This window comes from Mycobacterium sp. 012931 (assembly GCF_000419295.1).
GTDB lineage: Bacteria > Actinomycetota > Actinomycetes > Mycobacteriales > Mycobacteriaceae > Mycobacterium > Mycobacterium marinum.
Window position 1 is genome coordinate 4591089 of sequence record NZ_AOPX01000001.1, and the last position, 11688, is coordinate 4602776.

The window sequence follows — 11688 nt, forward strand, 5'->3', positions numbered from 1 at the left end:
GCGGCCAGCTGTCCGCAGGCCCAGCCCCAATCGCCCACGCTCCAGCTACCCGCCTTCGGCGGCCAGCTGTCCGCAGGCGGCGCTGATCTCGCGGCCGCGAGTATCCCGTACGGTGCACGAAACCCCTTGTGCACGAACTCGTTTGACAAACTCCCGCTCCATCGGCTTGGGACTCGCATCCCAATCGCTGCCCGGTGTCGGGTTGAGCGGGATCAGGTTGACATGGACCAACGGACCCAGCGCGCCATGCAGTCGTTTACCCAGCAGATCAGCCCGCCAAGGTTGGTCATTGACCTCACGGATCAGCGCATACTCGACGGAGACCCGACGACCGGTCACCTCTGCGTAGTAATGCGCGGCCTCGAGAGCTTCGCTGATCTTCCACCGGTTGTTGACCGGCACCAACGTGTCGCGCAGTTCGTCGTCGGGCGCATGCAATGACAGCGCCAGCGTGACGCCGAGGCGTTCATCGGCAAGCTTGCGGATCGCGGGCGCCAAACCCACCGTCGAGACCGTCACCGATCGGGCCGAGATGCCAAAACCCGTCGGCGGCGGTTCGGTGATGCGACGCACCGCCGCCAGCACCCGGGCGTAATTGGCCAGCGGCTCCCCCATGCCCATGAACACGACATTCGACAACCGGTCACCGAACTCGTCGCGCAACGCCGCGGCCCCGGCCCGCACCTGTTCGACGATCTCTGCAGTCGACAGATTGCGGGTCAGGCCGCCCTGCCCGGTCGCGCAGAACGGACACGCCATCCCACAGCCCGCTTGCGAGGAGATGCACACCGTATTGCGCTGCGGGTAGCGCATGAGCACCGATTCGACGGTGACACCATCGGTGGCGCGCCATAGCGTCTTTCGCGTCTGGCCCGCGTCACAGGTGACCTCTCGCGCCGCGGTCAGCAGGTTCGGGAACATCGTTTCGGCGATCTGGTCACGCACCGCCGCCGGCAGGTCGGTCATCTGACGGGGATCGGCGATCAGCCGACCGTAGTACTGGTGTGCCAGCTGCTTGGCCCTGAAAGGCGGCAGGCCGAGCGCGGCCACCGCCGACGCGCGGCCCTCCGCGTCGAAATCGGCAAGGTGCCGCGGCGGCTTCCCGCGACGCGGCTCCTCAAACATCAACTCTTGGGCCATGTGCTCCAGTTTGACATCCGTGCCGCGGCCGCAGCCGGGATTGCGAACCAACCGCGGCTTTCTGCACCCTCATCGTGGTTCGACCGGCACACGGCCCACCGCGCGGGGGTCAGGGGCTTGCGGGGGCGCCGCCGGTCCCGCCGACGCCGGGCGGACCGGCGTAGCCGGGTGGAGGAGGTTGGCCTGGGCCACCGTTGTAGCCGGGAATGCGTTGTCCGTCAATGGTGCTGGTGCCGCCGCGGCCGCCGGCACCGCCGTAGCCCCCCGTAGCGCCGTTACCGGTGCCGCCGGTGCCGCCGTCCCCGCCGTAGCCGCCGACCCCGGCGGTGCCGAGGCCGCCGATACCGCCGATCCCACCGGTGCCGGAGGTGCCGGCAAAGGTGCTTCTACCGCCGGTCCCGCCTCGGCCGCCGTCGCCGCCGGTGACCCCGGCGCCACCGATCCCGCCGGTCCCGCCGTCGCCGCTGGCAGCGGCATAGTTATTGGCATCCGCGGCACCGGCCATGCCTCCGGTCCCGCCGGCGCCACCGACCCCGCCGGTGCCGTAGGTGCTGGAGCCGCCAACACCACCGGTGCCGCCGACCCCGCCGGCCCCGGAGTAGGTAAAGACAACGTTGTGATCGAGGGTGCCGCCGCTGCCACCGGCACCACCAGTCCCGCCATTGCCAGCGACGCCGCCGACTGTGTTGGAGTAGCCGCCTTCGCCGCCATCGCCGCCGGCGCCACCAACGCCGGGGACCACTTCCAGGATTGCGGCGGTTTGGCCGACCTCGCCGGCGGCGCCGCCATTCCCACCGCTGCCACCGTCGCCGCTGTTGGTACGACCGGCGCCACCGATGCCACCGGTACCACCGCGGCCCCCGTTGCCGGCCGTTGTGCTGCCGGCCGCCCCGTTACCTCCGTTACCGCCGCTGCCCCCGTCGCCACCGATGAGACCATCGCCGCCGCCACCGCCTTCTCCGCCGCCACCACCGGCGCCACCGCTGGCCGCGGAATTTGTACTGAACCCGGTGCCCCCGTTGCCGCCATTGCCGCCGTCGCCGCCGCTGCCACCGACACCGCCGACAGAACCGTAACCACCGGCACCGCCGTTACCTCCGTGGCCGCCGTCGCCGGTCGCGGTGCGGCCACCGAGCCCGTCTCCCCCGCTGCCGCCGGTGCCACCGACCCCTCGAATGCCCGCGGCGCCTCCGGCGGCTCTAGTGCCGTCGCCGTTGAGGCCGCCGGTGCCGCCGTTGCCACCGGCACCACCATCTCCTCCAGCCCGCTGGTTGTACCCGGCTTTGCCGTTGCCGCCGTCGCCGCCGTACCCCCCGGTGCCTCCTTGGCCGCCGTCGCCTCCGTGGCCGCCGGCACCATCGTGGAATCCGGTTGCATGGGCCTTTCCGCCGTTGCCGCCGTCGCCGCCGGCGCCGCCAGCAGACCCGAGACCGCCCGCACCGCCGTTCAGGCCGTTTGCGTCCACCTGCGACTCACCGTGCGCGCCCATACCACCCGCGCCACCGGTTCCCCCCGTCCCGCCGTCCCGCCGTCCCCACCGTTACCGCCGAGGACTCCTCCGGCACCTCCCACGCCGCCGGCACCGCCATGCCCACCAGGACCACCGCCAGACCCGCTCAGGCTTTGGCTTCCGTCGCCGCCGGTCCCGCCGTCGCCGCCGTTACCGCCATTGCCGTAGGCCCCGCCGTTGCCGCCCCGCCCACCGGCTCCGCCGAAATCGCCCGGTGGGTTAGAGAGGTTGCCGGCGCTACCGCTGCCGCCGTCGCCGCCGTCACCGCCGTCGCCGCCGTCGCCGCCGTCGCCGCCGCCGCCGCTGGTGGGGCTGTACCCGCCTAGTCCACTCAATCCGTTGGTCGAGCCGGCACCGCCTTTACCGCCGGCACCGCCGACACCCGGGTCACCGCCATTGCCGCCGTCGCCGCCGGCGCCACCGGTTGTCGCGGCTCCGTTTCCGCCCCGGCCGCCGTCGCCGGCCAGCCCGCCGGCGCCACCGGCGCCACCGGACCCACCAGCACCGCGGGTGCCATCGGAGTAGCCGGCCGCTTGTGCGTGACCGGCTGCTCCTCCGTCGCCCCCGGCACCGCCGTCGCCCCCGGTACCGCCGTGGCCGCCGTCACCACCGCGGCCACCGTTGTGGGTGCCGTTATCCCCGGCGGCACCGGCCGCGCCGGATCCGCCGGCACCACCATCACCACCGGACCCGCCGTCGCCACCGTCGCCCCCGTGACCGGCCAGGGCCCCACCGTTGCCACCGGCCCCGCCCGCGCCGCCCACACTGCCGGCGCCGCCGTCGGTGCCTGAGCCCCCCGGAGCAATCGCGGTCAGCCCGCGTTCTCCATTGACGCCGTCACCGCCGTCGCCGCCGTGCCCGCCGTTGCCGTAGAGCCCGCCGTTACCGCCGGCACCGCCGGCACCGCCGGCGATATCGACCGCGCCTTTGCCGCCATCACCGCCGGCACCGCCGTTGCCGCCGTTAGTCGGGCTATGCCCGCCAAGGCCGGTGAGTCCGGTGGTCGAGCCGACACCGCCTTTACCGCCGACCCCGCCGGCGCCGGTGTTACCGCCGTGGCCGCCGTCCCCGCCGGCCCCACCGAACCCGACCGCGCCGTCTCCACCGCGGCCGCCGTCGCCGGCTAGCCCGCCGGACCCGCCGTCACCGCCACGGCCACCGTTGGGATCCGCGGCGCTGCCCTGATCCCCGGCACTACCCGTCGCGCCGGACCCGCCGAAACCACCATCACCGCCGGCCCCGCCGGCACCACCATCACCGCCGTGACCAGCCAGGGTTCCGCCCAGCCCGCCGGACCCGCCAGCACCACCAGCGCTGCCAGCCCCACCGCTGGTACCCGAGCCCCCCGGTGTGGTCGCGGTCGACCCCTGCGATCCGGTAACACCGTCGCCACCGGCACCGCCGTCACCGCCATCGCCATACGTTCCGCCGTCACCACCGGCCCCGCCGGTCCCACCGGCGATATCGATCGCACCCCTGCCCCCCTCGCCGCCGGCACCGCCGTTGCCGCCGCTGGTCGGGGTTGCTCCGGAAAGGCCGTGCAATCCGGTGCTCCCGCCGGTACCACCGGCACCGCCGGACCCGCCAGTACCGGAGTCGCCGCCGTGGCCACCGTCGCCGCCATCGCCGCCCAATCCGACCGCGCCATCACCACCGCGGCCGCCGTCGCCGGCCAGCCCGCCGGCCCCGCCGGCGCCGTCGGTGTAGCCGGCCGCCAATGCCTGACCACCGGCGCCACCGTTACCACCGGCGCCACCGTCGTGGCCGGCGGTACCCGAGTCGCCCGCAGTGATCGCGGTCAAGCCCCGCGATCCGGCGATCCCGTTGCCGCCAGCCCCGCCCGCACCACCATTGCCGTAGAGACCGCCGTTGCCGCCAGCCCCGCCGGTTCCGCCCAGCACCGCGCTGTCCGCCCCCCGGCCTCCGGCACCGCCATTACCGCTCAGCAAGATCACGACATGCCAGGCTCGCGGCAATCTCACCTCGATTACGCGAACTGCAGTTCCGTCTGCCGGGAGCGACTCGTTGCGTCTCACAATTGCGAAATGCAAATCCGCCAGAAATGAGCTCTCTGGCGGATGGAACGCATTTGGAAGGCATGGATCTACCGAAGATGCGTTACGCCTCAAGCAGCTGCCGCATCTTCTCCGAGCCGGACCCGGCTGTCACATCGGGGCTGACTGACTCTGTCAGGTCAACAGTGACATCACGATCCAGGCCGCCACCGCTGACGGCAGAACGCCGTCGAGCCGATCCATCAAACCTCCGTGGCCGGGTAGCAGCCGCCCCATGTCTTTGATGCCGAGGTCACGCTTGACTTGCGACTCCACCAAGTCACCCAGCGTGGTGGTGAGCACGAACAGCACCCCGAGCAGCGCACCCACCCAGGGGGGTTCATGCGCCAGGAATGTCGCCGTGATAGTCGTTGCAACGATCCCGCAGAACAGCGAACCGGCAAAACCTTCCCAGGACTTCTTGGGGCTGATTGTGGGGACCATCGGATGCTTACCGAAAAGCACACCCACGGTGTATCCCCCGACATCGGACGCGATGATCGCGATCATCACGCAGAACACCCATCCGGTGCCGTTAGGCGGGTAGACCAGCATCGCGGCGAAGGAACCGAATAGCACAACCCAAACGGCCAGAAAAACGGTGGTCGAGGTATCGCGCAAATAGGTTCCCGACGCGGGCACCCCGTCGCTGCCAGCACCGTCGTGCGGCAGGTTGTCCTGCATGAACAGCCGCCAGAACATGCAAACCACGATCATGGCCCCGACCCCGGCTAGCACACCGCGAACGCCGTATGGCCAGCTCAGCCAGACGGTTAGCTGTCCACCGATCAGCAGCGGAACAACCGGAATCAGATACCCGGCTTCACGTAGCCGCCGCACCACCTCGTGGGTAGCGACGACCATCGCAAACGCACAGATCGCGACCCAACCGCGCGGCGCGAACACCAACGTCGCAACCAGGAACAAACCAATGCTGAGGCCCACCGCGATGGCCGCGGGCAGGTCGCGCCCAGCTCGTGATGCTTTTTTCGGCGGCTCTTGCACCGGCTCGTCGGCCGGGGTGCCGGTGGTGGCGTCGGTGTTGGCCACGGACCTAAACGGACTCAGCTGCTGAGAGGTCGTTAGACCTCCAGCAGCTCGCCTTCCTTATGCTTGACCAGCTCATCGATCTGCGCGACGTACTGGTGGGTGCTCTTGTCGAGGTCCTTTTCCGCACGGGCGACCTCATCCTCGCCCGCCTCGCCGTCCTTGCGGATGCGGTGCAGTTCTTCCATCGCCTTGCGCCGAATGTTACGCACCGAGACCCGGGCTTCCTCGCCCTTGTGTTTGGCCTGCTTGACCAGGTCGCGCCGACGTTCCTCGGTGAGCTGCGGTACGGCCACTCGGATGATGGTGCCGTCGTTGGTGGGATTCACCCCGAGGTCGGAATTGCGAATTGCCGTCTCAATCGCATGCAACTGATTGGCTTCATACGGCTTGATGACCACCATTCGCGCCTCGGGGACATTGATGCTGGCCAGCTGAGTGATAGGGGTATGGGTGCCGTAGTAGTCGATAACAATCCGGGAGAACATTCCGGGGTTCGCGCGGCCGGTGCGGATTGTCGCCATGTCTTCACGGGCTACCGATACGGCCTTCTCCATTTTCTCTTCTGCATCGAAGAGAGCCTCATCGATCATTGCGCCGCTCCTCCTCATCGCTGCGCCCTGCATCGTCGCAAGCGCGGATCATTGAGTCTTCCTCTTAGGTGGTGACCAGCGTTCCGATTTTCTCACCAGCGACCGCACGGGCGATATTGCCATTGGTCAACAGGTTGAACACCAGAATCGGCATGCCATTGTCCATGCACAGACTGAATGCGGTGGCATCGGCGACCCGCAACCCTCGGTCGATGACCTCCCGATGACTGATCACGGCGAGCAGCTCGGCGTGCGGATTCACTCGCGGATCCTCGGCAAACACCCCGTCGACCGCTTTGGCCATCAGAACCACCTCGGCCCCGATCTCGAGTGCGCGCTGCGCCGCCGTCGTGTCCGTCGAGAAGTAAGGCAACCCCATGCCGGCGCCGAAGATCACCACTCGCCCCTTCTCCAGGTGGCGAACGGCGCGCAACGGCAGGTATGGCTCAGCCACCTGGCCCATGGTGATCGCGGTCTGAACTCGGGTAGCTATGCCCTCTTTTTCAAGAAAGTCCTGCAACGCGAGACTGTTCATGACGGTGCCGAGCATTCCCATGTAGTCCGACCGGGTCCGCTCCATACCGCGCTGCTGAAGCTGGGCGCCGCGGAAGAAGTTGCCGCCGCCGATCACGACCGCCACCTGTACGCCACCGCGCACCACTTCGGCGATCTGCCGGGCCACCTGTGCCACCACGTCGGGATCCAGGCCCACCTGACCGCCGCCGAACATTTCGCCACCCAGCTTGAGCAATACTCGCTTGTATTGCGACACCGACCCCGAAACAGGAGCTGCCGGTACGCCGTTGGCGCTTGCCGGCTCCGGCTTCGGAGCCGCCCCACCGGCGACGTCGGACTCCGTCATGAATCTCCTCGCATGAGAGTGCCATCCCGGCAACCACCCGGAACGGCCTCTCATATCCTGCCTCATCGCACTGCTCCGGGGTAGCCGGGGTGTCCGCTCATATCCAACGGCACCAAAAGCGTGCCCGGTGTCAGGTCGCGGACACCGGCGCAGCGATGTTTGAACGGCCGGGGCCCCGGGAATCCGCCATCGAGCGCGGGCCGTTGACCCCAACCGCGGCGCCCCGCTGGGGACCAAGCAGGCTTGTTGGAAAGGTGGGCCCGGTCCGGACACGGATCGGGCCCACCTACTTGTTCTGGACTGTCGTGCATGCCACCGGCACGAGGGGGCGGAATTAGTTGCGGCCGAAAAGGGGTACCCAGTGCTGCCGTGAGACATCTCCCCGGGAGATGCATGCGGACCGGGGTGGCCGGAACCCCGCGAGGGGTTGAGAGATGTTTTTTGAGAGTCCTCTTGCTCAGCAATGCCGCTGACTTCGAATCGACTCTGCCGACGTTGAAGTCGTTCGCATCGGTAATACAACACGCGCGGCTAGACGCTGCCGACCCACCGGATTGGGCCGGCCCAGATGTCGCGATGATCGACGCGCGCTCCGACCTGACAACTGCCCGCAGCGCCTGCCGACGGCTGACCGCCAACGCGCAGTCTGTTGCGGTGGTTGCAGTTGTCGCCGCGGCCGACTTCGTCGACATCGACATCGATTGGCACTTCGACGACGTCTTGCTGGCGGCGGCCGGCGCGGCCGAGCTGCGGGCCCGGCTGCGGCTGGCGGTCATGCGTCGCCGCCGGGCCCGCAAAGGCGCCCTGGAATTCGGCGACCTCGCCATTCACCCGGACAGTTGCACGGTCACCGTGGCCGGCGAAGCCTTAGGCCTGACACTCACCGAATTTCGGCTGTTCCACTTTCTCGTCCGCCACGCCGGACAAGCCTTCACCCGCACGCGGCTCATGCATGAAGTCTGGGGCTACGACTGCAACGGACGGGCCCGCACCGTCGACGTTCATGTGCGGCGACTGCGCGCCAAGCTGGGAGCAGACCACGAATCGATGGTCGATACCGTGCGGGGCGTGGGCTATATGGCGGTAACGCCACCGCCGCCCCGATGGACCGCCCGACAACCCGTACTCAGCCCGGGTTCGGGGCCAGAGCCGCAAGACATTTCGGTGCCGACCGAACAGGTCCTCGTCCGCTGATCACCCGAACAGGGGCAGAGCGCGCTTGCGCGCCAACGCGTCCATCCCGTGTTGGATGCTGTCCTCAACCTGGTGGTAGATGTCGTCGATGTACGCGTCGTCATCGGTGCGGTCGGGATCGTGGTCAAGATCGATCGCGGGCATAAACCGGGTGCGGATCTTGGCCGGCAACGGCAGCTGGGGCAGGGCAGCTGGCGCAATCCCCCATGGCAGTGAGATTGCCAGCGGGAACACCTTCAAGCGCAGCAGCCGGTCAAGTTGTAGCACCCGCGACAGACGGTCCCCACGGATCAGAACCGGCATCGCGTCCGCCCCGCCGACGGTCGCAATCGGCACGATCGGGACTCCGGCACGAATCGCCATCTTCACGAATCCCTTGCGCCCGGCCAGGTTGGCACAGTCGCGCTCGGTCCACGGACGCAATGAATCCACCTCGCCGCCCGGCCACAACGCCACGTCGCGGCCCTCGGCCAACGCCGTGGCGATCGCGTCCGGAGCGGCGGGGAGCACTCCCATAGACCGGAAGTAGCGCCCAATACCCGGAATCGCCATCAGCGCATCGTGAGCCGTACCGTGCAGCGGACGCTGCGGACCGAACCGCCGCCACCACTGCAGTCCCACCGTCCACGCATCCCAGACAAAGGGAGCACCCGAGTGAATGCCGATCAGCAGTGCCGGCGAATCCGGGATGTTTTCCCAGCCGTCGATCTCCATGCGAAACCAGTAGTCGACCAACAGATTCCAGAAAAACTTCTGCCGCTGCAGGGTGGCCTCGTCTTGGCCATCTAGGTCCCACCGCCCCGCTCGTTGCGCCACCCAACCGCTGAGTCCGCCGTCGCGGCGCTCACGCTTGTCATCCATCGCCACTCTCGCCCGCTCGGCATGGCGCTGAGCTTGTCGCCGTAGCGGTTCCGGCCTGGGGTCGGTTGCACTCGTGTCGGTTGCGCTCATGGCGAAGGAGTACCCGTTTGCCAGACCCACGACTCAGCCAATCGAACGGATTTCGGCGGCACAAACAACCCTCCCCGCGCCAGATGACGCGGGGAGGATGTCGGCTAGCGGTGCGCAATCAGACGTTACTGGTCCAGATGAGAACGTCTTGCACGCCGTCGTTGTACACAACGCCATTAGGCGGTGGGCCGGTCACATCGAAGTACAGGACGCCACTTTGGCTGTTGCCCTGCAGGATCGGTGCGGGATTGAGGCCACCGGGTGCCGGGACTTCGTTGACCACTCCGTAGGTGTCACCGTTGGCCGCGCGGGCGTTGAAGCTCGACACCAGCGGGGTGATCGTTCCGGTCACGGACCGAGCCGTGACGTCGGCCGAGTAAAGCTGTCCCTGAGGTAGGTAGCCCGCAATGGTGACATCGCCGAGCTGCAGGTTACCGACCGTGTAGGAGGTGACCATGGGCCCGTCGACGAGCCGTTCGCTGGTCCCGAAGCCTTGAATAGTCGGTGGCGCGGCCAACGCTGACGCTGCGCCGAAAACGCTTGCCGCCGCAATGGCCGCGGCCCCCACAGCCGTCTTCATGGTGGTAGCAATGAACTCCACGGTTATCCCCTCTCTCTCGTGTCGTTCAAACAGTCCGCCCCGCCATGGGGACCAACCCAGGGAACGCCGGAGCCCTGGTGGGCGAGGCCGTCGGGCGCGCGGTGCGCACGTCGCTGATCTTCTCGGCGTTCGTGCTGGTGATGATCTCGCTGGCGGTGTACGGGCAATCCGGCAATTTCAACTTGGCGGGATAGCACCATGGATGACCGCAAGGAAGGCCTGCACCCCGCGTGGCACACGCTGATCCTGGTGCTGCTCTTCGTTGCGGCGATGTGGGTGACCTACGCACTTTTCATGGGCTCGCTGCGGTCGGTCGTGCCGGTCACGTTGACCTCCGAGCGCTCCGGCCTGGTGATGGAGACCAACGCCAAGGTCAAATTGCGCGGCGTGCAGGTCGGGCGGGTCGCTTCGATTGTCGACGGCGGAAAGGGCGCGACGCCGGTGGCCCTCACGCTCGAGATTGATTCCGACCAGATTCGCTACATCCCGGCGAATGTCCAGGCCGAGATTCGGGCCACCACCGTGTTCGGCGCCAAGTTCGTCGATTTGATCTACCCCGAAGACCCCAGCCCGCAACGGTTGAAGGCCGGCCAGGTGCTCATGTCGCGCAATGTGACCAGCGAGGCCAACACCGTGTTCCAGAACCTGGTGGCGGTGCTGGATCAGATCGACCCGGCCAAGCTCAATGCCGCGCTTTCCGCGCTTGCCGAGGGCCTACGCGGTCAAGGTCCGCTCATCGGACAAGCGACCACCGATGCCAACCAGGTCCTGCTCGAGCTGAATCCGCGCTACGAAACCGTGACCGCCGACCTGCGGGCCGTCAAGGACTTCAACGACACCTTCAGCGCTGCGGCGCAGGACATTCTGGACACGCTCAACGCGCTGAGCACGACCAGCACCACCATCACCAGCCACTCCACCCAGTTGGACGCATTGCTGCTGGCCACCATCGGACTTTCCAACACCGGTATCAGCCTGCTGGCACCCAATCAGGCGAACCTGATCAAAGCCATCAACGCACTCGAGCCCACGACGAACCTGCTCTACAAGTACAGCCCGGAGTACACCTGTCTGTTGGAGGGCGCAAAGTACTTGCTGGACCACGGGGGCTACGAAGCACCCGGCGGCAATGGGCGGTCACTGGTACTCGATGCGGCCCTGGCGCTCGGTGATGACCCCTACCGTTTTCCGGACAACCTGCCCATCATCGGCGCCAAGGGCGGGCCTGGCGGCAAACCGGGCTGCGGCTCGTTGCCGATCGTCGACAACAACTGGCCGGGGCGCAACCTCGTCACCAACACCGGCTTTGGCACGGGAATGGACTGGCGCCCCAACCCCGGCATCGGATTCCCGGGCTGGGCCAACTACTTCCCGGTCACCCGCGGAACGCCCGAACCACCGAGCATCCGCAACCTCTTCGGTGGACCTGCGCCAGGACCGATCCCCTATCCGGGGGCCCCGCCCTACGGCGCGGAGCTGTACGCGCCAGACGGTACCCCGCTGTGGCCGGGGCTACCGCCGGCGCCGCCACCGGGCGCCCCCAGGGAATCGGGACCCACGCCGGGCTCCGAGCCCTTCGTGGTCCCCGCGCCCGCGCAGGCACAGCCCACCCCGCTGCCGCCGGCTCCACTGCCACAGGAGGTCGCTCCGTCACCATGAACACCTGGTACCGACCTCCCCTCAGCCGGCCCTCGACCGACCTTTCGGCCGACCGCTGGGCCAACGAAGGTGACCGC

General features: G+C 68.1%; 8 protein-coding genes and 2 pseudogenes. 3 read left to right on the forward strand and 7 right to left on the reverse strand.

The window, feature by feature from the left end; translation table 11 throughout:
- Positions 1–45 precede the first annotated feature (45 nt).
- From rlmN to pyrH, 5 genes and pseudogenes are all read right to left on the reverse strand, one after another.
- Positions 46–1140 (reverse strand): 23S rRNA (adenine(2503)-C(2))-methyltransferase RlmN, encoded by a 1095-nt coding sequence (rlmN, locus tag MMSP_RS20200; protein WP_020788104.1) that lies wholly within the window; start codon positions 1138–1140, stop codon positions 46–48.
- 109 nt (positions 1141–1249) lie between these two features.
- A pseudogene (locus MMSP_RS29955) lies at positions 1250–4284 on the reverse strand (GTP-binding protein CgtA).
- A gap of 555 nt (positions 4285–4839) precedes the next feature.
- Complete coding sequence (locus MMSP_RS20210; RefSeq protein WP_020788107.1) at positions 4840–5754, reverse strand: phosphatidate cytidylyltransferase; 915 nt, start codon at positions 5752–5754, stop codon at positions 4840–4842.
- Positions 5755–5786: 32 nt separating this feature from the next.
- Positions 5787–6344, reverse strand: coding sequence for a ribosome recycling factor (frr, locus tag MMSP_RS20215; protein WP_012393625.1), 558 nt, complete (start codon positions 6342–6344; stop codon positions 5787–5789).
- Between the two features lie 64 nt (positions 6345–6408).
- A complete protein-coding gene (gene pyrH / locus MMSP_RS20220; protein WP_015355202.1) occupies positions 6409–7206 on the reverse strand; it encodes a UMP kinase in 798 nt (265 codons plus the stop codon).
- Between the two features lie 393 nt (positions 7207–7599).
- Between pyrH and MMSP_RS20225 the strand changes: the two genes are divergently transcribed.
- Complete coding sequence (locus MMSP_RS20225; RefSeq protein ID WP_051153715.1) at positions 7600–8400, forward strand: response regulator transcription factor; 801 nt, start codon at positions 7600–7602, stop codon at positions 8398–8400.
- On the opposite strand, the gene MMSP_RS20230 is transcribed toward MMSP_RS20225, so the two are convergent.
- Both MMSP_RS20230 and MMSP_RS20235 read right to left on the reverse strand, forming a co-directional pair.
- A complete protein-coding gene (locus MMSP_RS20230) occupies positions 8401–9351 on the reverse strand; it encodes a lysophospholipid acyltransferase family protein (RefSeq protein WP_036427452.1) in 951 nt (316 codons plus the stop codon).
- Between the two features lie 118 nt (positions 9352–9469).
- Positions 9470–9952 (reverse strand): MPT63 family protein, encoded by a 483-nt coding sequence (locus MMSP_RS20235; protein WP_020788110.1) that lies wholly within the window; start codon positions 9950–9952, stop codon positions 9470–9472.
- A gap of 71 nt (positions 9953–10023) precedes the next feature.
- Here MMSP_RS20235 and MMSP_RS27005 point away from each other — a divergent pair.
- A pseudogene (locus MMSP_RS27005) lies at positions 10024–10146 on the forward strand (ABC transporter permease); the annotation flags it as partial.
- Between the two features lie 4 nt (positions 10147–10150).
- The gene (locus MMSP_RS20240; protein WP_020788112.1) at positions 10151–11611 is read left to right on the forward strand and encodes an MCE family protein; all 1461 of its coding nucleotides are present in this window, start codon (positions 10151–10153) and stop codon (positions 11609–11611) included.
- Positions 11612–11688 lie beyond the last annotated feature (77 nt).